We start from the raw sequence: 22,065 nt of genomic DNA, 5'->3' as shown, positions 1-22,065 counted from the left end.
ACCGAGTAGAAAAAATGAAAGATGCAGAAGATTATTGTCCTTCTAACCAGCAAGACTGGAGAGAATGGCTTGAATTGAATCACACAAATAAAGAATCCGTTTGGGTTATTTTTTACAAGAAAAGCTCCGCTAATGTTAATTTGAGTTGGAGTGAATCCGTTGATGAAGCACTTTGTTTTGGTTGGATTGATAGTACCAAAAAAACAATAGACAACGAAAAGTACAGACAATACTTCTCCAAAAGAAAAGCAAAAAGTAATTGGTCAAAGGTAAATAAGGAAAAAGTAAAAACCTTAATTGAACAAGGACTTATGAGAGAAGAAGGTTACAAAAGCATTGAAATTGCCAAAGAAAATGGTTCTTGGACAATTTTAGATGAAGTTGAAGCTCTTGTAATACCAACCGATTTACATGAAGAGTTCTTGAATTACAAAGGTTCTATGGAGTTTTTTAATAGTCTGAGCAATTCAGCTAAAAAAATCTTATTGTACTGGATTGTTTCTGCCAAAAGAAAAGAAACACGACAAAAAAGAATTCTAGAAATTGTTGAAAATGCAAGCAACAATTTGAAACCTAAACAATTTAGATAAAAAACCTTACAACAATACGACTCAAAACCATTGATCCAATTAAAAATGAATCATTTGAAAAATCTATTTCTACTATCAATTTTCATATTTTGTAATTCTTGTGTTGTCATTTCACCTAAAAAAATTCAATTAGTTGACAACAGAACCTCCAAGATATCTCAAGGAATACAGATAACAATAAATGAAGCCCCTAGGCCTTTAGGAAGCAATACAACAACTATTGAAATCTATGATGATTCTGACAATCAATTAACCAGAGGAAAACTTGTTGATAAAAAAGAATACAAATGGCTGACTGTCAATAATTTTAAACTTGATAACGGTAATTATAAATTAGTTACTTATTTTCATTATGTAGGAAAAGATAGACTAAAAACTGAAACAACATTTGAAATTGATGATAATATAGTAGATATTGAGCTTGAATATCCTCTTTTTGTAACAGGAAAAGCGAAATTAAAAATGAATGGTATAAATTATGAGAATTGATGACAGAAATGCCCATCTGCCTATTTTTATTTGATGGTGGCAACTTACATGTTTTTTAAAGTCCATTATTATACGCAATTTGAACATATTCTATAGACTGTTTGACATGAAATAAGATTTCTAAAATTCAACATTTTTTTTCACTAAAAATCTTTGCATTTCATTATTTTTGCCTTTGCACTTTTATAAAAAAAGTCTGATTTTAAGTATCCAAAGATTAAAGTAACAAAAATCTAAAATTGAAAAAGCAAAGCAACCTATTCAGTATCTTATTTCTGATCTCAATTTATTGTTTGAGTATAGGTTTGTCTGTGCAAAAAACAGTTGTTCCTAAGAATTTTATTGAAGAAGAAAAACAAGAAAAACAATTTTCTGCTCTTTCTAACGCTCTTTGCTTTTACACTACAAATACTGAAACAGCTTTTTCTGTAATCACAGAATATGCTACTCCCAATTTCAATTCTAATTTAAATGATTTTTGGGCTGTTTTTCCTTGTTTAGAATTGCATTTTGGTGCAAAATTCAAACAATACAACAACTATTTAAAAACCATATTGGTCAGGTATCGAAAATCTGACCTCATTTTTCCTTTCCATAATTTTTGGTAATACTATTGTTTCAAAACTAATTTTTTAGTCTTAAAAACGATTTTATGCGTTGTGATTTTTCACATCGTAAACAACTAGTATATCAAAATTCAAACACCTTAAACATGGATTTAGGAACAGCAATCGTAGGAATTGTATGCGTTACGGCAGCAGCAATGCCGTTTGTTTTAACAAATAAAAACAAGAAAAAGAAAGAAAAACAATTGTTAAACGCTATAAAAAATTTAGCAGAACAACAACATTGTCAACTAACCCAACATGAACTTTGTGGAGCATACGCCATTGGGATAGATACTACTAAGAATTTTTTATTCTTTCAATTAAACACAAATGAGGGACCAAAACAACAATATATTGATCTCTCTACCATTAAAAACTGTAACGTTTCTAGCAGCAACAAAATTATTAGCAACAACAACATAATAGATAGACTTGACCTAGAACTGATTTCTACAGACAAAAACAAACCTAGCTTTCTTTTAGAATTCTATAGCTTTGATTTGAGCTACCAGTTAAGTGGAGAACTACAGTCTATTGAACAATGGAACAATTTGATTCAAAAACAGTTGTCCAAAAACGAATAATTGCGATAACCGCTATTCATCAACAAAATTTAAATTTGTAAAGTAACTCTAAAACTGTCTCAAAAAGGCAGTTTTTTTTTGACAAACTAATTTTACATGCTCATTTCTAAATTATTAAAGTTTTAGAAAGCAACTTAGGATAATTTTAAATACATTTGAAAAAAATTTAAAACAGCAATGTTAACCAACGTCACTATTTATAGAAAGTTATGTACCTCTCGTTCTAAGAGAACAGGTTGGGCTTGCTATGTATTGCGATGATGTAAAAATATATTATTACCAATATTTAAAAAGTCCGACTTCACAGTCGGACTTTTTTTTTAACCAATTTTTAACAAAACACTTTTTCAAAAGTTCCTTAAGTAAGGAAATTAAAAACCATTAAAATGAAAACGCTATTTCACAATTACATCAACACCTTTAAAGGTCTATCGCACGAGGTGTGGTGGCTTGCACTCATTACGTTGATCAACAGAGCCGGAACCATGGTCATCCCTTTTCTATCACTTTATTTAACCCAAAACCTTAATTTCACCTTAAAAGACATTGGCTGGATTATGAGTGCTTTTGGCCTTGGTTCTGTGGTTGGTTCTTGGCTTGGCGGACAATTGACCGATAAAATAGGCTATTATAAAGTAATGGTTAGAAGCTTAATTTCTACAGGAATTCTATTCATAGCACTTCAATTTCTAACCTCTTTTGTAGGATTTTGCATCGGTATATTTTTGGTAATGTTGGTTGCAGATATGTTTCGTCCAGCAATGTTTGTTGCACTTAGTGCGTACAGCAAACCACAAAATAAAACAAGGTCTGTTACGTTGATTAGGCTTGCAATCAACCTTGGTTTTTCTGCAGGTCCAGCTATTGGAGGTATCATCATTACCACATTAAGTTACGGAGGCTTGTTTTGGGTTGATGGTGTTACTTGTATTTTAGCAACAATATTGCTTATCAAGATTTTAAATCCTAAAAAAGCCAAAGTTTCGGACGATGTAAAAACAGAAAATCCAACTTCTGCTTACCAAGACAGAGCTTTTTTTATATTTTTAATTGCTATGGTGATTTTTGGAATTGTATTCTTGCAATATTTTTCTACAATGCCTCTGTACTACAAAGATGTTCATCATTTGACAGAATTTGAAATTGGAATTCTCTTAGGTTTTAATGGCTTTGTTATTTTTCTATTAGAAATGCCATTGATCAAATGGTTAGAAGCCACAAAATTCACAAAATCTGGCTTGATGCTATTTGGAACCCTACTCCTTGGCTTAAGTCTATTGGTTCTAAATCTTAGCTCTTGGGTTGGTGTTTTAGTTATAGGAATGTTTCTAATGAGTTTGGGTGAAATGATTACATTTCCATTTTCAAATGCATTTGCTTTAGACAGAGCAAAAAAAGGTAACCAAGGAGAATACATGGCACTTTATTCTATCTCTTTTTCTGTAGCACATATTTTTGCACACAATGCAGGTATGCACATGGTTGATGGTTTAGGCTTTAGCAACTCTTGGTATATTTTCACATTATTGGCAGGTTTTTGCATGCTTTTGTTATTCTCTTTAAGCAACTATTTAAACAAACAAAAGAGTAAAAAAACCGTAAATATTGACCCACAAGAAATTGCGTTAAAAAACAATTCTATTACATTCTAGTACTGTCATCGTTTTAAAAGCTTGATTGAATTCATCTAAAAATCTATTTTTAATGGATATTGATTTCTTTTAAGCTTTTAATACTTTTTGCATTTCTCAGCACCTTAATATAAATTAATTGTGATTCTTAAAACCCACACATACATCTGACCAACAGCAGTCAAATATAAAGTATTGTTATTTTTATAGAGGTTTATTCTATATTCACTAATCTTGTAAATTAAAGCTTTGAACCAAAAAGACCTTGCTGAATATAATTATGATGAAAAAAGCAGAAGCTACAAGACAAACAATTTTACAAAAAGGGTTTGATTTGATCTATACAAAAGGATATCAAACCACCAGTATTGAAGACATTCTTTCTACTACTCAAGTAACCAAAGGTGCTTTTTACTATCATTTTAGAAACAAAGAAGAAATGGGATTGGCCATCATAAATGAATTGATGAAACCCACTTTACAAACTAGTTTTGTAGACCTTCAAAAAGAAGAAAATCCTTTGAAAGGCATCTACAATTTAATGAAACACCTTTTACTAGAAAATGATTTTTTAAAGGTAGAATATGGTTGTCCTGCTTCCAATTTTACTCAAGAAATGACTCCTTGGAACACTCATTTTAGCAAAGCCCTGAACGAAATCATCCAAACATGGATCCAAGTAATGACCGATGCATTAAATTCAGGTATTGAAAAAGGATTTGTAAGCAAAGAAACAAATACAAAACAGGTAACAATCTTTGTGATTTCTGGCTATTGGGGTATAAGAAATCTGGGAAGATTAGAAGACAATACAACTGTGTATACAACCTATTTAAACGGTCTTAATAATTATTTACACTCGTTAGTATAATTTTCTTCACTAAAAACATACCAAACAGTATCTTTACTTTATCTTTGCCTCAGAAAATAAAAATAATGTATCAAGCAATTCTATTTTTTCACTCAACAGTACGTTGGTTTGTGTTGATAAGTTTGGTTTTTGCAATTTTTAAAGCGTACAAAGGCTACATTGCAAAAACTACTTTTAGCAAAACAGACAATTTAATTAGGCATTGGACAGCTACCTTGGCACATATTCAATTAATGATTGGAATTCTTCTATATGCTCAAAGTCCAATCATCAAGTATTTTTGGTCAAATTTTAAAGAAGCAATTCAAGAAATAGATACGTTTTTTTTTGGATTGATTCATCTAATTTTAATGACCATCGCAATACTTTTTATAACTCTTGGTTCTGCATTTGCAAAAAGAAAACAAACAGATCAAGCAAAATTTAAAACCATGCTTCTTTGGTTTTCTATTGCATTGTTCATCATTTTTATAGCCATTCCCTGGCCTTTTTCACCCTTAGCAAACAGACCTTATTTTAGATAATATGATACATTTATTCAAATCAAAAGTTGGGAGATTACGGATTATTGGATTCTTAGAAGGTATTTCATTATTAATTCTAATATTTATAGCCGCACCAATGAATCATTATTTTAACAATCCAAGTTTGACAAAAGCTTTAGGTCCTATTCACGGAGCTATATTTTTGCTTTTTGTTTTCAATACCATCAGCGTAGGTATTGAACAACATTGGAAATTTAAAACTACTACTTGGAAAGTTATTATAGCTTGCTTTATCCCTTTTGGAACTTTTTATATTGATCGTAAAATATTAAGAAAACTTCACTACTAAACAGTAAAACCACTTTAAAAAGTCATCAAAAAACAGCTATTTACTACTGAAATCCAACACCTTAAACTAACTTTCAACAGAAGTAAACACCATTATGTTTAAACACCAAGGAAAAAGCAGAACATTAAAACACAACTTAAGAATTGCTACAGTTTTGTCTTTTGTTGCAGGTATTGTTAATGTTACTGGATTTTTGTCATTTAAACAATTAACCACAAACGTAACTGGACATTTTGCACTGTTCATGAACGATGTTGCCCATTTTGAATTTTGGAAAGGAACCGTTTATTTTCTGTATATTTTTTCTTTCTTTTTTGGTTCTTTCTTCTCTAGTTTTTTGATTGAATTGTTTAAAGAAAATAAAAAATTCAATGTTTATGTAGTCCCCACAACAATAGAATGTTTGATTCTAATTTCCATTGCCACAATCAGCAATTTTATAGAGATCCATTCTCCAAATTTGATAGCTTGTCTGTTACTTTTTGCTATGGGATTGCAAAATTCTTACGTTACCAAAATTTCTAATACCCTAGTAAGAACTACACATTTGACAGGACTTTTTACAGATTTAGGAATTGAAATTTCTCACTTATTTTTCCCGAAATCACATCCAAACAGAGATCAATTAAAAGCCAACATCAAACTTAGGTTTTACATTATTTCTTTCTTTTTTATGGGTGGACTTGTGGGTGGTTTTTTATATTCCAAAATCAACTTAAAACTAAATACGTTGATTTTTGGAGCAGTAATTTTAGCACTCAGTTTGTATTTTGATGATTTTAGATACCAATTCTTAAAAACAAAAAGGAAGTACATTTTCAGAAAAAAACAACGCTAAAAATGTACATTTTAAAATATTATTTATGTGTTAAGACCCAAAGTTCAACTTCTTCAGAAGCTCTCCAATGCTGATCTCTTTTGGTTTTGTCAGAAGCTGTTTTCACACCTTTTTTCAAACATTTTTCCAATTGAAACCTACCGCCTTCCGCCAACTCTTTTTCTATAGGATGCTCTTGAGTTACCTCTGTGATTTGTGCCAAATTAGAGAACAGAAGTACTATTTTTCCCTCTGGAAATAACTTCTTTTTAGCCGCTTCAAAAAAATCAGGAAACAAATTTTCATCGTAATATATGGCCTCGTCTATTCTATTTAAGTTGTATGATTGTGGCAACCAAGGTGGATTGAAAACAATCAGTTCCGTTGGTTTTTCCCATTTTCCAAAAAGAGGAGCAAAATCCAACATTATTTTTCTAGACAGCTTTGTATCTTTCATAAATTCCTCCAAACCAACAATGGCATTGGGATTGGTATCCGTACCATAAACTTTCTGAAAACCATGTTTCACCATTTGAAAAGAAAGAATTCCAGACCCTACTCCTACGTCTATAGCAGATTTTTTAGTTCCTTCATAGCGTTTTAGCCAATTGTCAAAAAGTTCTAAATGTTCAAAACGTGTTGGAAAGTAAGTTCCATAATAAGGATGTAATTTATTTCTTAATACAGGAATAGAAATTCCTTTTTCATACCATTGCCAAGCACTATTCAATCCTTGAATTTGAACAAATGGCAATAAAAAACCACTTGTTTCTGCATACAATTTTTCCAACCAACCTATAGCAGGAGCTTTTTTTACAATCAATTTATGATCTACAATTTCTATTAAAATAAGATTGGATAGTTTGTGATACTCTGAACGATATGCTCGTTGTTCTTGAAAAGATTTGTTAGGAAACGTTTTTTTCAAATGCAACTCCAACTCTTTTAAAAGTAGCAATCCATTGCTATAAAATGCTGTAATTAGTACTGCTTTTCCTGCTTCTAATGCTTTTATTGTATGTTTAACATCTGATGCTTGGTTAAACAACCTCAATTGTTTTTCAGAAACAATAGCCTCTGGTTTGTTTATCTTGATATCTGTAATCATTATTTCTTGTCCTTTTGTAATAAATCAAATATGTTTTTTAGCTGTTTAAATGATGAGGGTAGTCTCTCTTACGATTCTGAAACTGAAGAATGGTATCTTTTACAATCACCCCTTTGTCTATATTGATAGCATTTTTAATAGTCATATTATCGTACCAATGCGATCTACCATAAATTACAGAAGGTAAATGCACTATCAACGCAGCAGAGATAGATCTAGATGCACTTTCCCAAAAATAACTTGGTGTGTGATCTACAGCATAGTAATCAATCTTATCAATAGAAATAATTGGATTTTTAAATGTAGTTGGTTTTGCAAAATAAAACCCCATTCCCTCATCACAACTTACATCAACAATCAAAGCTCCAGGTTTTAGCATGTGCTTTTCCTCTTCTATAATGTAATCAATAGGATCTCTGGTGTCTTGATATGTTCCGTTGATAATGATTTCAGATTCCTGTACAACCTCTAGCAGTGGTCTTTCGGAACCATCGTGTTCTACAACAATCAATCTAGGTTCGTCTTTATTTCCTTTTCTTAATCTGGCATAATGTACATCCAATACTTCTTCTCTAACCTCATGATCTGGCCTTTGAATATAAATAGTAATGTCTCTAAAACCGTGTGCTTTTAATGCGTAAATAGCACCTCTACTTACGGCACCAAAACTAAAAATGATGGCTTTTCTTTGATTTCCATAATGCCCATCAATACCTTTTAATTGCAATGCATGAATTACAGCACTGTATCCTGCCATTTCATTGTTTTTATAAAATGTATGTCTTCCCATTTGTCCGCTTGGACTCCACACATACATATCTTCAAACGCAATCAACGTAAGTTTTTTATCTATGGAAATTTGTGTAATGTTTTTTTGTTGAGCACAATGAGGATATCCCCAAACTGTACCGCCTTCTTTCATTTCTTCCAAATCCGATAAAATTGGCTTGGCTATAATTACGTTTCCAATATCTGAAAGAAGTTCATTTCGTGATGCGATTCCTCCAGTTAAGTCTCGAATTTCATTATCTTCTATATTAAAAGGCAATCCATAGCCTTTTTCAAAAATAAGTTGTTTGCGAATTTGCTCTGGAAGTCTTTTTAAATGTTCCGGATGAATAGGCACACGTCTTTCGTCTTCTTTTTTTGAAGTACCAATAACCCCCATTTTTAATAGAGCCATGTATTTTTAAGGTTGAAACGGGTTGCAGAGTAATGAGATAAGCAAAGCGTAAGGTTAAAACCACGATTAGATAGTTGTTTGTGTTCTAGCAATCAGGCATTAAGTGCTCACTAGGATTTTATGAATCAAAACAAAGACTACAGAAAATAAAGTCTTTACAAATCGCTGAAGTAGTGCGAAAAGGTCATTCGATCAACAGATAAATAATACGATACAAAGATACTTTATTAAAACACATGATAGAGAGAATACTTCAACAATCAACTGAAGGATAAAAGGCTGAACCTAAAAACTCTTTGTAAAACAAAAAAATCATGTGGACTCCACATGATTTTTCAAATTTATTCTTTATAAAAACCTAGCTTATTTGTATTGAATAGCCAGTCTTTTTGCTTCTGGTAAATAATCTTTTAAGGTCTGAATTCTAGTATCATTTGAAGGGTGTGTACTCATAAATTCTGGCTGAGATCCGTCACTCAAAGCTTTCATACGTTCCCAAACACCAACAGCTTCTGCTCCATTGTACCCTGCCATAATCATAAAAACCAACCCTAACTTATCTGCTTCTGTCTCATGAGTTCTACTGTATTTTAGCATTCCTAACTGAGACCCTACTCCATAAGCCATGTTCCACATTTGTTGTGTTTTTTCATCTTGAGAGGAGGTTCCTATTGCAATAGCTGCTGCTCCATATTCTTGAATTTGACTAGAACTCATTCTTTCTTGTCCATGTTTTGCAAAAGCGTGCGCAACTTCATGCCCCATAATAGCAGCTATCCCATCTTTATTTTTAGCTACAGGTAAAATTCCTGTATAAAAAACTACTTTTCCTCCAGGCATACACCATGCGTTCAACTGCTCATCTTCTACCAAATTGAACTCCCACTTATAACTATCTGCCTCTGCTGTCATTCCATTTTTTCTCATAAACAAATCCACTGCTTTAGAAATTTTAGCTCCAACATCTTTAATTTCCTGTGTTTTCGTTTTGTTAGTAGACAACTTATTTTCTTTTAAAAAGGCATCGTATTGTGCAAAACTAGTTGGTAAAACAGAAGCATCAGATACAAAATTCAAACGCTTTCTACCTGTAATTGGCACTGTTGAGCAAGCAATTAAAAGAGTAAATATAGTTATGATCGATATTGTTTTTTTCATCTTAAGTATTTTTATTTTAAATACAAAGATACTATTTGCTAACAAAAAACGTAATCTATAGAAAGTATAATCGACCAAAAGACAAACCTTTATTTATGAAACCCATACAAATATTTATAACCACAGCTATTTTTGCCATTTCTTTTGCCAGCAATGCACAACAAAAAGTTGTAAAAACAGAAGCAGAATGGAAAAAACAATTAACCGAAAAGCAATTTACTATTTTAAGAAAAAAAGGAACTGAATATGCTTTTAGTGGCAAACTAAACAAAGAATACGGACAAGGAATTTACTATTGTTCGGGTTGCAACACTCCTCTATTTTCTTCAGAAACCAAGTTTGATTCAGGTACGGGTTGGCCATCTTTTGACAATCATATAGCCAACAATGTCTCTTTTCTAGAAGACCATAAATACGGTATGTTACGTACCGAGGTTGTATGCAATATATGCGATGGACATTTGGGACATGTTTTTTTAGACGGTCCTAAAAAAACAACAGGAAAACGTTATTGTGTAAACTCTGCAGCTTTAGTATTCAAAAAAAACAAAGACAACTAACACAAGTTAATGATTATCAATTATTTATTTCTTAAATTTATAAAAATATAAGTTTTTGATTTGCTTTTTTAAGCATCGAAAACTTGATAGATGTAAATAGTTTTTGTTTTTAGTTTTACAAATTGAACCTTCCTCTTTGGGAAGGTTTTTTGTTGCTTTTAAAATCTTTAAAATTTAGGATATTCTTGTATATTTGCACTTTAACTATAATGAAGCAAAAAACAGCATATGTTTAATAATTTATCAGATAAACTAGATAAAGCCTTACATCTTTTAAAAGGACACGGAAAAATAACGGAAGTAAATGTAGCAGAGACCTTAAAAGAAGTTCGTAGAGCATTGTTAGATGCCGACGTTAACTTTAAAATTGCTAAAGATTTTACTGTACGTGTTAAAGAAAAAGCCATTGGTCAAAATGTATTAACCACATTAAACCCAAGTCAATTGATGGTGAAACTCGTAAAAGACGAGTTGACAGATTTGATGGGAGGAGAAACTGCTGGGGTAAATTTAAGCGGAAACCCTACAGTAATTTTAATGGCTGGTTTGCAAGGTTCTGGAAAAACTACTTTTTCTGGTAAATTAGCCAACTATTTAAAAACAAAAAAAACAAGACAAGTATTGTTGGTTGGAGCCGATGTTTATAGACCTGCTGCCATCAATCAACTACAGGTTGTGGGAGAGCAAATAGGTGTAGAAGTATATGCCGAAGTTGACAATAAAAATCCTGTTGAAATTGCCAAAAATGCCATTGCTTATGCCAAAGCAAATGGAAAAAATACCGTAATTATAGATACTGCGGGTCGTTTGGCTATTGACGAAGCTTTGATGACCGAGATCTCTAACATTCACAAAGCAGTACATCCAGAAGAAACCTTGTTTGTGGTAGATTCTATGACAGGACAAGATGCTGTAAACACTGCCAAAGCTTTTAACGACTTGTTAAACTTTGATGGAGTTGTACTTACCAAATTGGATGGTGATACTCGTGGTGGAGCTGCGTTGACGATCAAATCTGTGGTAGACAAACCTATCAAGTTTATTGGTACAGGAGAAAAGATGGAAGCTATTGACGTTTTCCACCCAGATCGTATGGCCGATCGTATTTTGGGAATGGGAGATGTTGTTTCCTTGGTAGAACGTGCTCAAGAACAGTTTGATGAAGAAGAATCTAGAAAGCTTCAGAAAAAAATCGCAAAAAATCAATTTGGTTTTGATGATTTCTTAAGTCAGATTCAACAAATCAAAAAAATGGGTAACATGAAAGACTTGGTAGGAATGATACCAGGTGCAGGAAAAGCCCTAAAAGATGTAGATATAGATGACGATGCTTTTAAAGGTATTGAAGCAATTATCAATTCTATGACTCCTTTAGAAAGAACAGAACCTAAAACGATTGATGCTTCTCGTAAAAAAAGAATTGCTAAAGGGTCTGGTACTTCTATCACTGAAGTAAACCAACTATTAAAGCAGTTTTTTCAAATGAGCAAAATGATGAAAATGATGCAAGGTGGTGGTGCTAAAAAAATGATGCAGATGATGCAAGGTGCTAAAAACGGAATGCCAGGAATGTAATATTTTAGTATTCAGCACACAATACTGAGTAATTAGTTTTACAAGCAACAATTAAACTTACTACTGTGTACTAAGTACTCAGTACTAAAAATAACAAGATGACCATATTAGACGGTAAAAAAACCTCTGCAGACATCAAAATAGAAATTGCAGAAAAAGTAAAAGAATTAAAAGCACAAGGTAAAAAAACACCTCACTTGGCTGCTGTAATTGTTGGAAACGATGGTGCTAGTAAAACCTACGTAGGTGCCAAAGTAAAAGCTTGTGAGTTGGTTGGTTTTGACTCTACCTTGATAGAATTGTCAGAAGATACTACCGAAGCTGATTTACTTGCCAAAATTGAAGAGTTGAACAACAACAGTGCTATTGACGGTTACATTGTTCAATTACCTTTACCGAAACATATAGACGAACACAAAGTCTTATTGGCTGTAGATCCTACAAAAGATGTAGATGGTTTTCATCCTGCCAATGTAGGACGAATGGCTTTAGAATTACCTACTTTTTTACCCGCAACTCCTTATGGGGTGATGGAATTGTTAGAGCGTTACAAAGTTCCAACTTCTGGTAAAAACGTAGTCGTAATTGGTCGTTCTCATATTGTTGGTAGACCCATGAGTATTTTAATGTCTCAAAAAAGAGCAGCCGGTGACGCTACCGTTACAGTGGCTCATTCTAGAACAGCCAACTTAAAAGAATTAACATTAAAAGCAGACATTATTGTAGTTGCTTTAGGAGTTGCAGAATTCCTAACGGGTGACATGGTAAAACAAGGTGTAACCATTATTGATGTGGGAATTACACGTTTGAACGATGCTACCAAGAAAAGTGGTTTCCGTTTGGCTGGAGATGTACATTTTGAATCTGTTGCTCCCAAAGCAGATTTCATTACTCCTGTTCCTGGAGGTGTAGGGCCAATGACCATTGCTATGTTACTAAAAAACACATTATTAGCCGGAGAAAATAGAGCCTAATAAAATCTAAATAAAAAAAGAAGCCCTTTGAATCAATTCAAAGGGCTTCTTTTTTTGTTATCACGTTTTAAATATTACTCTTCAAACCAAACAGTCATCGAAGTAAACTTTGCGTTTTCTGGAATTTGTGATTTGTCTACAGCTCCTAAAGTAAACGCTTTGATTCCTAATTCTTGTTTGTCCAATGTAAAGGTAGCGTTGATGTCTTTTACAAAAACGGTAACCAATTTAAAAGTTGCTTCCAACTTCTCTATATTGTGATGCACATTCAAATCATTAAACGAAGAAGAAATTCCAACTCCTTCTTCTGTTTTATATACATCACTAAAAACCGTGACGCTTTTTATCTTAGAAACAGAATCTAACGGATTTACAGGTGCTACAGATAACAACAGCTCTCCTCCTTTTTTGTAAATTAGATGAGTATCATTGTCTTGTACATACACATTTAAATTCCCCAAATCTCCTTCGCTCAATCTAGAAACGATAGAATCTTTAGAAAATAACTCTTTGATATTTTCAATGGTGGTGGTCTTAGAAATTGGACCTACGTTGTTAAGTGAAATAGTGTTGCTGTTTTGGGTACATGCTGCCAACAACATTCCTAAAAGGAAAAGGGAAACTAGTTTATTCATGTTAAAAATTTTGAACCCTAAAATTAAGCAAATTGAATTGGATATTGATAAAATAACCTTTTTGTCACAAATAATTTTTATTCTTTATTTTCTTGTATCTTTGCACTCCAAAAGAAAACCGATGGACTTAAAAACCAAAGAACTTGTAAACAAAGGAGTTATGCTCCCTTTAATGGAAGAATTCTACACCATACAAGGTGAAGGAAATCATACTGGTACTGCTGCTTATTTTATTAGAGTTGGTGGTTGTGATGTTGGTTGCCATTGGTGTGATGTAAAAGAGAGCTGGGATGCCAACTTACACCCACCTACACATGCAGATATCATTGTTGAAAACGCTAATAAATACGCAAAAACAATTGTAATTACAGGTGGAGAACCTTTGATGTGGGACATGCAGTACTTGACTTCTTCTTTACAAAACAAAGGCTTACAAACCCATATAGAAACCTCTGGTGCTTACCCTTTAAGTGGTCAGTGGAATTGGATTTGTTTGTCTCCTAAAAAAACAAAATTACCTTTAGAAGGTATTTACCCAGAAGCTCATGAACTAAAAATGATCATTCACAATCAGAATGATTTTCTATTTGCGGAAGAAGAAGCTGCAAAAGTATCGGCTAAGTGTACTTTATATTTGCAACCTGAGTGGAGTAAAAAAGAAAAAATGACTCCTTTAATTGTTGATTATGTGATGAAAAATCCACAATGGAAAATTTCTTTACAAACACACAAGTATTTAAATATTCCTTAAATTTTAGTTGCTACTAAAGATAGAATATAGTCAAACTGCTCCTTTCTAGTTAGATTGGAGTTATCTATTTCTATTGCATCTTTTGCCATTACCAAAGGAGAATCTTCTCTTGTTGAATCTATTTGATCACGTTCTACTACGTTGTGGTAAACTTCATCAAAAGTTACAGAACTATTTCCTTTGGCCACTAATTCATCAAACCTACGTTGTGCTCTTGTTTTTGCAGAAGCTGTCATGAACAATTTCAGTTCAGCATTCGGAAACACTACAGTTCCTATATCTCTACCGTCCATTACAATTCCTCTGTCAACTCCCATTTGTTGTTGCAAAGCCACTAATTTTTGTCTTACAGCAGAAATTACAGCCACTTTACTAACATAAGAAGAAACTTCCATTTCTCTAATTTCACTTTCAGAATTGACACCATTCAAATACACTTCTGAAAAACCTAAAGAAGCATTGTACTGAAACGTTATTTCTATATTTTTTAAATTCTGAGTCAATAAGAACTCATCAACTTCTCCATCTTTTGCAAAACCATTTTGCAAGGCATACAAAGCTACAACTCTGTACATAGCTCCTGTATCTACATAAATATACCCTAAGTGTTTGGCCAATTCTTTGGCAACAGTACTCTTTCCGGTTGATGAATGTCCATCAATAGCAATGATAATTTTTGAACTCATAAATTATAAGTGAAGTGTCAAACCAAAAGTACTGTACTTAGCACCTTCTTGAAATTTTGAAAAAGCATAATCAAACTTAATCAAACGTGTATTGATCCCAAAACCGTAAGACAAACCTGCGGACGTACGTACTTCTTCCAATTGAAATTCTTGAGCTCTACGATGATTGTAACCAATTCTTAAATTGATTTTCTTTTCTGGCCATAACTCAGCTCCTACTGACAAATGACGAAAAGCATTTGATAATTCTGATATATTTTCTTCTGTTACTTCTCCATTCAAATCTACCTTCTCTCTAGATGGATTGGATTCACTGATGTCCCAATTGTTCAATTCATCCAAGGCTCCGTAAAACTTAATAGGCATATGTTCCAAACTGTACTCCACAGCCAAAATTACGTTGTTGCTTACCTTTTCTTCTGTATCTATATATTGTGTCAACTGTTTTCCTGAATTCCTCACAACCAAAGACGCTACAAAAGATGAATTTGGATCTAAATATGTAATTCCAAAGTCATACAACAAAGCCGTAGAAGTGTACACATCTATTTTAGAAGACACATATTTTAACGTGGCTCCAACCGAAACCATTTTGTACACATATCCATATCCCAAACTAAAAGCCAAATCTCTAGAAGAAAAACTCCCTAAAATTTCAGGACCAGAAGCTTCCGTTCTGTCCAAATCTCCATAATCAAAATATTGCACTCCTAAAAAAGCCATTCCATATTTAGGATTGATAGATTTTGCATAAACCAAAGAACCTACATTGATATCTGCAATGTAATTCACAAAGTTTATAGAAACATCTCCATCTATTTCTTCATTCAATGAAGAAGGATTCCACAACAACTGAGAAACATCATTTCTACTGGTTAAGGTAACACCTCCAAGTGCAATTTGCTTTGGTGATGTAGGAGTGTTTAGAAACGAATACAACGATTCTCCTCCTGTTTGGGAGAACAGATTTTGAAACAAAAACGTTAAAAAAAGTAAAATTTTATACTTCATATTTTTGACAAGCGTTTGGCAAATATAAACGCTTAAATTTTAAAAATAATAACAATCTCATTTTTTGATAAAAAATCAAATTACAGACTGTAGGTTTGCAATTGTTTGTGTAGTTGCAACACTTGTGATTCCAATTGCTCAACATGATTATTCTGTATGATAAAATCTGCTTTTTTCACTTTATCCTCTTGACTCCATTGATTGTTCATTCGTTCTAAAACGGATGCTCTACTGACACCATCACGCTTTATTACTCTTGAAATTCTTTCTTCTAAATCTGCAGTAACTACAACAATCTTGTCACACAATACATCCGTATTATTTTCAAATAAAATAGCACTCTCATACACCAAGTAAGGAGTTGTCTGCATTTTTATAAAATCTTGAAAATGTTTACGGACTGCAGGATGTACAATAGCATTCAACTGCTTTAATAATTTTTTATCACTAAAAACTTTTTCAGCTATATACCCTCTGTTTAAGACATCATTCAAATATGCTTTTTCTCCTAACAAAGCTTTTATTTGGCTCTTTACTTCTTCTGAACTATTCATTATTTTTTTGGCCTCTACATCTGCTATATAAGTAGGAACTCCAAGTTTTTCAAACTCAGTCAACACGGTGCTTTTTCCACTTCCAATCCCCCCTGTCAATCCAACAACCATTACTTTAAAATTAAATATTCTACTTTGTTTCTTGCAATCTTAACTGCTGTAACTTCGGTAGGTCTTTCTGTCAATTCAGCTTCCATATAATTGTCTTTTCTTTTTTTATAATCACAGACAATAGTGAAATCTTTTGCCGTAATTTTATGAAAATCTGACAATTTAACCTGACAACTTAATTTGATTTTTTTTGGATAAATGACCACTTCACTTGCGGGAGTATTGATGATTTTTACAGGAACTAAGATTGTTTTTTCAGTAATTTTTTCTACCAAAACACTCAGTTTTACTTTTGTTTCACTGTAACTAACTTTGGGAATGTCGGCTTTCAGTATTTCTAACTCTTCTTCAATAGAAGACATTACATCTTCTTTATGAAAGGGTTTTAATTTGATGTGTTTTATTTTAGCAATTTGCATTTCTGGTCCAGAAACTTCAATAGAATCTGGTTGAATGACATAATCAGAAAACGATTTGTATCCAGAATGGTAATCCAAATTCACATCTGGTTTTATGGGTACTTTTTTAAAACTTTTTTTTCCCAACGTAACAAACAACGTATCTTTTAATACGTCTAAAATAGCTATTCGATCGTTGAATTTTTCATGTGCTTGTCTTTTGAGTTCATTCCCCAATAAATAATAACGAAACTTGTCTTTTCTTTTAATTTTTTTTAAAGACACAGTCAAATCCTTATTTTTAAACGCTGCATTGAAAAGATAAAAACCATTGGCTCTTACCAAAAAAGCAAGTTGTTCAGGTGGATCCTCTTGAAACACAAACTTATTAGGAAGCTCTGTATAAGATATATTGCAATAAATATCTTGTGTGTATTCTTTTGACAATTTGTTTAAAAACCAAAAAATAAAAGTTGCTATCACAAAAATAAAGAAAACAACATCTCTTCTTTTGTTAAACTTAAAAAGGGTTGGTTTTGTACCTAGTTTCATAGTAGCTAAAATAAGAAATGCTCTCTAAAAAGCACTATAGATTCTTAAAAACAAAAACGTCTTTAGTAAAAACTAAAGACGTTTAGAACTTGCTTAAAAAAGCTTATTGATTATTTCTTCTTTTCAGGAGTTGCCGGTGCGTTGTATTGCTTGGTCAATTCCATGTTTAATGCTGATTTTTCTAGCAATAATTTTCCTGCATTGGTTTCAATCATTACAGTACCTTCGTTAATTTCTAACAATTTACCATGAATACCTCCTGTAGTTACTACTTTAGTTCCTTTGGTCAAAGATGCTTTAAATTTCTTTTCATTCTTACTTTTTCTTACTTGTGGAATGATCATAAAAAATACTACGAAAATTGCCATCACTATTAAGAATATAGGACTCATTGGACTTTCTTGTAATGCTATCATTTTAAACTTATTTAATGTCTATTTTTAATTTATTTTAATACGGTAAATATAGAAGGATATTTTAATTTTTTAAGGAATTTTACAAAGTTCCTCTTCCTATTTTATTCAATATTTTTCTTTCTTCAAAATCTTTCCAAATTTTGTCTAAAACTCCATTGATAAATACACTACTCTTATCTGTAGAATAGTCTTTTGCTATTTCTAAATATTCGTTGATACTTGCTTTTACCGGAATGGATGGAAACTTTAAAAATTCACAAATTGCCATTTTGATTAGAATCATGTCTACATCGGCAATACGATCTGTTTCCCAGTTAGGAGTTTTGTCTTCTATTTCTTTTTCAAACATAGCCAAGTTCAACACTACCTTTCTAAACAAATGAGAAGCAAATTCTTCATCATCAGAATTTTTGTATAGTTTTCCTAAGACAAAGGGTTTTTGTGATTTTAGATCTTGTAACGTTCTAACAATCCATGTATTTACAAATGGAATATCATCTACCCAACTAATGTTTTCACCTTCGTAGTATTCCGCTAATTTTTCATTAGGAGCTACAAATTCCTCAAAAAACTTAATGACAAACTTCTGGTCTTTTTTAAAGGTATTTTCCTCTTCGGCCATGTAATCTTTGTACAAATCACTTGTCATCAATGCCTTGTAAAGATTTCCAACATACGAACTATCTAAATACCAATTGTTCAACTTGTGGTCTTCTATATAATTCTGCAAGGATACACTCTCTTTTAAAAGAGCAATTACCTTGTTGTTGATAAATTTTTTATTGGGATTTAAGTCTTCTTTTGTCGCAAAATATTTTTTCTTAGAAGCTTCTAAATTGTTTTCTGCGTGTTGATTAACTCTTACCAACATATCTAAAGATAATACGTACAAATCGTACATTTTATCAATACTCATCCTTAGAAATTTTTCTTCTTTGATAAGATTGTCACTTTTAGCATGAATCATTGCGTAAACGGATTGCATCACCTTTACACGAATATGTCTTCTGTTAATCATTTGAAAAGAACTTATAGTTTTTACGACCACAAAAGTAATACTAAATTTAAGTAATGGGAAGAATTCTAACAAAAATATTCTTCTAAATTTACACAGACTATGGCACTCTATTTGAACCCCAATAATGTTAAAATTCTAGTATCTTCGTAAACTTAAAAATGAATCCCCTTTCCCATGAAAGAACTACAATATATCAACCAATTTTTCTACAAATACAGGTTTCGTTTCTTATTAGGAATTTTAATCTCTATAGCTTCTAGATATTTGGCTGTAAAAATTCCAGAAGTCGTAAAAAACTCCCTAAACACAGCCAATGACTATACACAAGGAATTACCACAGACCTAAATATGGTAAAACAAGACTTGTTGTACAATATATTATACATTGTAGGATTGGCAGTGCTTTCTGGTTTCTTCACTTTTTTAATGAGGCAGACTATTATAGTTACTTCAAGACTGGTTGAATTTGACCTGAAAAATGAAATTTATCAACAATACCAACGTTTGAGTCTTAATTTTTACAAAAAGAACAGAACAGGTGATTTGATGAACCGTATTAGTGAAGATGTAGGAAAAGTTAGAATGTATGTAGGACCTGCACTAATGTATACCATCAACATGTTGGTAATGTTTTCTGTAGCTATTTATAAAATGGTGCAAATAGACATTAAATTAACTTTATATACGTTGATTCCTTTTCCTGTGCTTTCCGTTTCCATTTTTATATTGAGTAAAAGCATCAACAACAAAAGTACCATTGTACAACAACAGCTTTCTAGATTAACGACATTTACACAAGAAATATTTTCTGGAATCAATGTGATCAAATCATATGCTATTGAAGCAACAATCCGTAAAGATTTTATGGAAATAGCTGATACTAACAAAGAAAAAAACATTGATTTGTACAAAGTACAAGCTTTATTCTTCCCATTAATGATATTACTTGTTGGTGTTTCTAACATTATTGTTCTGTACATTGGAGGAATGCAATACATCAAAGGTTTTATATCCATAGGTGTAATTGCCGAATTCATCATATATACCAACATGCTTACTTGGCCTGTTGCCATGGTTGGCTGGGTAACTTCTACCATTCAACAAGCAGAAGCTTCTCAAAAAAGAATCAATGAATTTTTAGACCAAAAACCTGAAATTCAAAACCACTCAGAGGTTGTTGACCCTATTCAAGGTGCTATTGCTTTTAAAAACGTTTCGCTAACGTATGATGACACCAATATAGAGGCCTTAAAAGACATTTCGTTTACCGTAAATCCAGGAGAAAGTTTGGCCATATTAGGAAAAACAGGTTCTGGTAAATCTAGTATTTTAAACTTAGTGAGTAGATTGTACGATCCTACTTCTGGAGAAGTTTTAGTTGATGGAAAATCCATTCAAGAGCACAATGTATATCATTTGAGAAACCACATTGGGTTTGTTCCTCAAGATCCTTTTTTGTTTTCTGACACTATTGAAAACAATGTTCGATTTGGAAAAGAAGATGCCACCGAAGAAGAAGTTGTACAAGCTTGTAAAAAAGCTGTAGTTCACAACAACATTATTGAGTTTAATAAAAAATACAAAACCATTTTAGGAGAACGTGGAGTAACACTTTCTGGAGGACAAAAACAACGTGTATCCATAGCTAGAGCCATCATTAAAAATCCTAAAATCTATGTGTTTGACGATTGTTTGTCAGCTGTCGACACAGAAACTGAAGAAAAGATTTTACGCAATTTAAAATCCGTTAGTGCAAACAATACGACTCTAATTGTGAGTCACCGTATTAGTGCTGCGCAACATTCGGATAAAATTATTGTGTTAGATAATGGAAAAATAGCTCAACAAGGAACTCACAAAGAGCTGGTTAGCAGTAAGGGAATCTACCAAGAAATCTACCAACAACAACTAGAAGAAAAAGAAATAGAATAATTTATCTACAACAAATTATTTTATATATTTGGTATGACAACTTACAATCAAACTAAAAATGAAAGAAAGAGAAGGGCAAGAAGAAATTTTTTCTCAAATCCTAAGAGCTGGAAGGAGAACTTATTTTTTTGATGTTAGAGGGACCAAAGCAGGAGACTATTATTTGACCATTACGGAAAGTAAAAAGTTTACTCATGACGACGGAACTTTCCACTATCAAAAACACAAAATCTACCTTTACAAAGAAGACTTTACCGAGTTTATGGAGCAGTTGAAACAAGCGACTGATTTTATCATTAACGAAAAAGGAGAAGAAGTAATTAGTGAAAGACACCAGAAAGACTTTAAAAAAGAAGAAAATGATTCCGATGGAGATTCGATAGCATCATCCGATTTCACAGAAATCAATTTTGACGATATTTAGACCGAAAAACTCAACTTACCACAAGTTGAGTTTTTTTATGTTCTTTTTTAAGCAAAAACCAATTTATTCCACTGCATTTCATTAACGGAAGTAGGATGATTTAGGATTCGCCAGATCATCCTCAAAAGTTGTGTTTGAGCAAAAAAATTGCTCTTCTAGAATAGGGACAAACTCAATATTACCAACAGCTCTAAAAGCTTCAATTTCATATTGAAAATTCAACAATAGCAACTAGTACTTCTATCAATGAAATAACTATTGAAATGTATTTACACCTCTTTATCGTTCATCATAGAAACTACCAATATTATGTCAATTATTAACTTTGACACCTTTTTAGACAAGCCCTAAAATTGGCCGTAATGCTAATTCTCCGTGCTACCAAACCAAAACCTCTACCACATGATCAATATGGAGGTCTTATACTACCATCTACGGGCTTTTGTAAGGAAATAAGCAATATTCCTCTCCAAACGGAAATCTTCCATGACAAGCTATTTATAAAAGCGGATCAATCTCAAAAGTTGGGTCTAAATTGAAAATTAACTTTCTTTGTGTTTTAAATTACCTAGATGAAAAAAGACATTGAGTTATC

25 protein-coding genes are annotated in these 22,065 nt (G+C 32.3%); 15 read left to right on the top strand and 10 right to left on the bottom strand.

The window, feature by feature from the left end; translation table 11 throughout:
* The first annotated feature begins 14 nt into the window (after positions 1-14).
* From Q4548_RS14930 to Q4548_RS14890, 9 genes are all read left to right on the top strand, one after another.
* Positions 15-590 (top strand): YdeI family protein, encoded by a 576-nt coding sequence (locus Q4548_RS14930; RefSeq protein WP_303456296.1) that lies wholly within the window; start codon positions 15-17, stop codon positions 588-590.
* 54 nt (positions 591-644) lie between these two features.
* A complete protein-coding gene (locus tag Q4548_RS14925; RefSeq protein ID WP_303456295.1) occupies positions 645-1,079 on the top strand; it encodes a hypothetical protein in 435 nt (144 codons plus the stop codon).
* Positions 1,080-1,318: 239 nt separating this feature from the next.
* The gene (locus tag Q4548_RS14920; protein WP_303456293.1) at positions 1,319-1,687 is read left to right on the top strand and encodes a hypothetical protein; all 369 of its coding nucleotides are present in this window, start codon (positions 1,319-1,321) and stop codon (positions 1,685-1,687) included.
* Positions 1,688-1,791: 104 nt separating this feature from the next.
* Positions 1,792-2,271 (top strand): hypothetical protein, encoded by a 480-nt coding sequence (locus Q4548_RS14915; RefSeq protein ID WP_303456292.1) that lies wholly within the window; start codon positions 1,792-1,794, stop codon positions 2,269-2,271.
* 386 nt (positions 2,272-2,657) lie between these two features.
* Positions 2,658-3,923, top strand: coding sequence for an MFS transporter (locus Q4548_RS14910; RefSeq protein WP_303456290.1), 1,266 nt, complete (start codon positions 2,658-2,660; stop codon positions 3,921-3,923).
* 259 nt (positions 3,924-4,182) lie between these two features.
* A complete protein-coding gene (locus Q4548_RS14905; RefSeq protein ID WP_336622744.1) occupies positions 4,183-4,773 on the top strand; it encodes a TetR/AcrR family transcriptional regulator in 591 nt (196 codons plus the stop codon).
* Between the two features lie 65 nt (positions 4,774-4,838).
* Positions 4,839-5,297, top strand: a complete 459-nt coding sequence (locus tag Q4548_RS14900; RefSeq protein WP_303456289.1) for a hypothetical protein — start codon at positions 4,839-4,841, stop codon at positions 5,295-5,297.
* A gap of 1 nt (position 5,298) precedes the next feature.
* Positions 5,299-5,607, top strand: a complete 309-nt coding sequence (locus tag Q4548_RS14895) for a DUF3817 domain-containing protein (protein WP_303456288.1) — start codon at positions 5,299-5,301, stop codon at positions 5,605-5,607.
* Positions 5,608-5,701: 94 nt separating this feature from the next.
* The gene (locus Q4548_RS14890) at positions 5,702-6,445 is read left to right on the top strand and encodes a YoaK family protein (protein WP_303456286.1); all 744 of its coding nucleotides are present in this window, start codon (positions 5,702-5,704) and stop codon (positions 6,443-6,445) included.
* 19 nt (positions 6,446-6,464) lie between these two features.
* Here Q4548_RS14890 and Q4548_RS14885 read toward each other — a convergent pair whose 3' ends face one another.
* From Q4548_RS14885 to Q4548_RS14875, 3 genes are all read right to left on the bottom strand, one after another.
* Positions 6,465-7,532: a 50S ribosomal protein L11 methyltransferase gene (locus tag Q4548_RS14885; protein WP_303456284.1), complete on the bottom strand. Its 1,068-nt coding sequence runs from the start codon at positions 7,530-7,532 to the stop codon at positions 6,465-6,467.
* A 37-nt stretch (positions 7,533-7,569) separates the two neighbouring features.
* A complete protein-coding gene (locus Q4548_RS14880) occupies positions 7,570-8,715 on the bottom strand; it encodes a N(5)-(carboxyethyl)ornithine synthase (RefSeq protein ID WP_303456283.1) in 1,146 nt (381 codons plus the stop codon).
* Positions 8,716-9,078: 363 nt separating this feature from the next.
* Entirely contained in the window at positions 9,079-9,873 is a 795-nt protein-coding gene (locus Q4548_RS14875; RefSeq protein ID WP_303456282.1) for a M48 family metallopeptidase, read from the bottom strand.
* 95 nt (positions 9,874-9,968) lie between these two features.
* Here Q4548_RS14875 and msrB point away from each other — a divergent pair, with 95 nt between their 5' ends.
* From msrB to Q4548_RS14860, 3 genes are all read left to right on the top strand, one after another.
* Positions 9,969-10,433 carry a peptide-methionine (R)-S-oxide reductase MsrB gene (gene msrB / locus Q4548_RS14870; RefSeq protein ID WP_303456281.1) on the top strand — a complete coding sequence of 155 codons (465 nt, stop codon included), beginning with the start codon at positions 9,969-9,971 and terminating at the stop codon, positions 10,431-10,433.
* Between the two features lie 228 nt (positions 10,434-10,661).
* Positions 10,662-12,008, top strand: a complete 1,347-nt coding sequence (ffh, locus tag Q4548_RS14865) for a signal recognition particle protein (RefSeq protein WP_303456279.1) — start codon at positions 10,662-10,664, stop codon at positions 12,006-12,008.
* A gap of 98 nt (positions 12,009-12,106) precedes the next feature.
* Positions 12,107-12,982 (top strand): bifunctional 5,10-methylenetetrahydrofolate dehydrogenase/5,10-methenyltetrahydrofolate cyclohydrolase, encoded by an 876-nt coding sequence (locus tag Q4548_RS14860; RefSeq protein ID WP_303456278.1) that lies wholly within the window; start codon positions 12,107-12,109, stop codon positions 12,980-12,982.
* 74 nt (positions 12,983-13,056) lie between these two features.
* Here the strand turns inward: Q4548_RS14860 and Q4548_RS14855 are convergent, their stop codons facing one another.
* Positions 13,057-13,617, bottom strand: coding sequence for a hypothetical protein (locus Q4548_RS14855; protein WP_303456277.1), 561 nt, complete (start codon positions 13,615-13,617; stop codon positions 13,057-13,059).
* Between the two features lie 121 nt (positions 13,618-13,738).
* Between Q4548_RS14855 and Q4548_RS14850 the strand changes: the two genes are divergently transcribed.
* Complete coding sequence (locus Q4548_RS14850) at positions 13,739-14,368, top strand: 7-carboxy-7-deazaguanine synthase QueE (protein ID WP_303456276.1); 630 nt, start codon at positions 13,739-13,741, stop codon at positions 14,366-14,368.
* Here the strand turns inward: Q4548_RS14850 and cmk are convergent.
* The 6 genes from cmk to nusB all read right to left on the bottom strand — a co-directional run bounded on the left by cmk (position 14,365) and on the right by nusB (position 19,114).
* Positions 14,365-15,054, bottom strand: coding sequence for a (d)CMP kinase (gene cmk / locus Q4548_RS14845; protein WP_303456274.1), 690 nt, complete (start codon positions 15,052-15,054; stop codon positions 14,365-14,367). The genes Q4548_RS14850 and cmk overlap by 4 nt on opposite strands.
* 3 nt (positions 15,055-15,057) lie before the next feature.
* A complete protein-coding gene (gene porQ, locus Q4548_RS14840) occupies positions 15,058-16,065 on the bottom strand; it encodes a type IX secretion system protein PorQ (RefSeq protein ID WP_303456272.1) in 1,008 nt (335 codons plus the stop codon).
* Positions 16,066-16,145: 80 nt separating this feature from the next.
* Positions 16,146-16,730 carry a dephospho-CoA kinase gene (gene coaE, locus Q4548_RS14835; RefSeq protein ID WP_303456270.1) on the bottom strand — a complete coding sequence of 195 codons (585 nt, stop codon included), beginning with the start codon at positions 16,728-16,730 and terminating at the stop codon, positions 16,146-16,148.
* Complete coding sequence (locus tag Q4548_RS14830; RefSeq protein ID WP_303456268.1) at positions 16,730-17,680, bottom strand: hypothetical protein; 951 nt, start codon at positions 17,678-17,680, stop codon at positions 16,730-16,732. Before Q4548_RS14830 ends, coaE begins: the two co-directional genes overlap by 1 nt.
* A gap of 110 nt (positions 17,681-17,790) precedes the next feature.
* Positions 17,791-18,096 (bottom strand): preprotein translocase subunit YajC, encoded by a 306-nt coding sequence (gene yajC, locus Q4548_RS14825; RefSeq protein WP_303456266.1) that lies wholly within the window; start codon positions 18,094-18,096, stop codon positions 17,791-17,793.
* Positions 18,097-18,175: 79 nt separating this feature from the next.
* On the bottom strand, positions 18,176-19,114 hold the full coding sequence (nusB, locus tag Q4548_RS14820; protein ID WP_303456264.1) for a transcription antitermination factor NusB: 939 nt from the start codon (positions 19,112-19,114) through the stop codon (positions 18,176-18,178).
* A 174-nt stretch (positions 19,115-19,288) separates the two neighbouring features.
* On the opposite strand from nusB, the gene Q4548_RS14815 reads away from it, so the two are divergent.
* Together Q4548_RS14815 and Q4548_RS14810 are read left to right on the top strand one after the other, a co-directional pair.
* Complete coding sequence (locus tag Q4548_RS14815; RefSeq protein ID WP_303456262.1) at positions 19,289-21,046, top strand: ABC transporter ATP-binding protein; 1,758 nt, start codon at positions 19,289-19,291, stop codon at positions 21,044-21,046.
* 58 nt (positions 21,047-21,104) lie between these two features.
* Entirely contained in the window at positions 21,105-21,470 is a 366-nt protein-coding gene (locus Q4548_RS14810; RefSeq protein ID WP_303456260.1) for a PUR family DNA/RNA-binding protein, read from the top strand.
* The last annotated feature ends 595 nt before the right edge of the window (positions 21,471-22,065 follow it).

The sequence above is a fragment of the Wenyingzhuangia sp. 2_MG-2023 genome (genome assembly GCF_030548295.1).
In the GTDB taxonomy this organism is placed as follows: Bacteria; Bacteroidota; Bacteroidia; order Flavobacteriales; family Flavobacteriaceae; genus Wenyingzhuangia.
This window is presented reverse-complemented; position numbering and strand designations above follow the sequence as displayed.

Coding starts and splice junctions, on each gene's coding strand:
- Q4548_RS14890 (WP_303456286.1), top strand. CDS start 5,702: ATGTTTAAACACCAAGGAAAAAGCAGAACATTAAAACACAACTTAAGA.
- Q4548_RS14900 (WP_303456289.1), top strand. CDS start 4,839: ATGTATCAAGCAATTCTATTTTTTCACTCAACAGTACGTTGGTTTGTG.
- Q4548_RS14855 (WP_303456277.1), bottom strand. CDS start 13,617: ATGAATAAACTAGTTTCCCTTTTCCTTTTAGGAATGTTGTTGGCAGCA.
- Q4548_RS14850 (WP_303456276.1), top strand. CDS start 13,739: ATGGACTTAAAAACCAAAGAACTTGTAAACAAAGGAGTTATGCTCCCT.
- Q4548_RS14830 (WP_303456268.1), bottom strand. CDS start 17,680: ATGAAACTAGGTACAAAACCAACCCTTTTTAAGTTTAACAAAAGAAGA.
- cmk (WP_303456274.1), bottom strand. CDS start 15,054: ATGAGTTCAAAAATTATCATTGCTATTGATGGACATTCATCAACCGGA.
- Q4548_RS14905 (WP_336622744.1), top strand. CDS start 4,183: ATGATGAAAAAAGCAGAAGCTACAAGACAAACAATTTTACAAAAAGGG.
- porQ (WP_303456272.1), bottom strand. CDS start 16,065: ATGAAGTATAAAATTTTACTTTTTTTAACGTTTTTGTTTCAAAATCTG.
- Q4548_RS14885 (WP_303456284.1), bottom strand. CDS start 7,532: ATGATTACAGATATCAAGATAAACAAACCAGAGGCTATTGTTTCTGAA.
- Q4548_RS14895 (WP_303456288.1), top strand. CDS start 5,299: ATGATACATTTATTCAAATCAAAAGTTGGGAGATTACGGATTATTGGA.
- Q4548_RS14915 (WP_303456292.1), top strand. CDS start 1,792: ATGGATTTAGGAACAGCAATCGTAGGAATTGTATGCGTTACGGCAGCA.
- msrB (WP_303456281.1), top strand. CDS start 9,969: ATGAAACCCATACAAATATTTATAACCACAGCTATTTTTGCCATTTCT.
- Q4548_RS14810 (WP_303456260.1), top strand. CDS start 21,105: ATGAAAGAAAGAGAAGGGCAAGAAGAAATTTTTTCTCAAATCCTAAGA.
- ffh (WP_303456279.1), top strand. CDS start 10,662: ATGTTTAATAATTTATCAGATAAACTAGATAAAGCCTTACATCTTTTA.
- coaE (WP_303456270.1), bottom strand. CDS start 16,730: ATGGTTGTTGGATTGACAGGGGGGATTGGAAGTGGAAAAAGCACCGTG.
- yajC (WP_303456266.1), bottom strand. CDS start 18,096: ATGATAGCATTACAAGAAAGTCCAATGAGTCCTATATTCTTAATAGTG.
- Q4548_RS14875 (WP_303456282.1), bottom strand. CDS start 9,873: ATGAAAAAAACAATATCGATCATAACTATATTTACTCTTTTAATTGCT.
- Q4548_RS14860 (WP_303456278.1), top strand. CDS start 12,107: ATGACCATATTAGACGGTAAAAAAACCTCTGCAGACATCAAAATAGAA.
- Q4548_RS14930 (WP_303456296.1), top strand. CDS start 15: ATGAAAGATGCAGAAGATTATTGTCCTTCTAACCAGCAAGACTGGAGA.
- Q4548_RS14880 (WP_303456283.1), bottom strand. CDS start 8,715: ATGGCTCTATTAAAAATGGGGGTTATTGGTACTTCAAAAAAAGAAGAC.
- Q4548_RS14815 (WP_303456262.1), top strand. CDS start 19,289: ATGAAAGAACTACAATATATCAACCAATTTTTCTACAAATACAGGTTT.
- nusB (WP_303456264.1), bottom strand. CDS start 19,114: ATGATTAACAGAAGACATATTCGTGTAAAGGTGATGCAATCCGTTTAC.
- Q4548_RS14910 (WP_303456290.1), top strand. CDS start 2,658: ATGAAAACGCTATTTCACAATTACATCAACACCTTTAAAGGTCTATCG.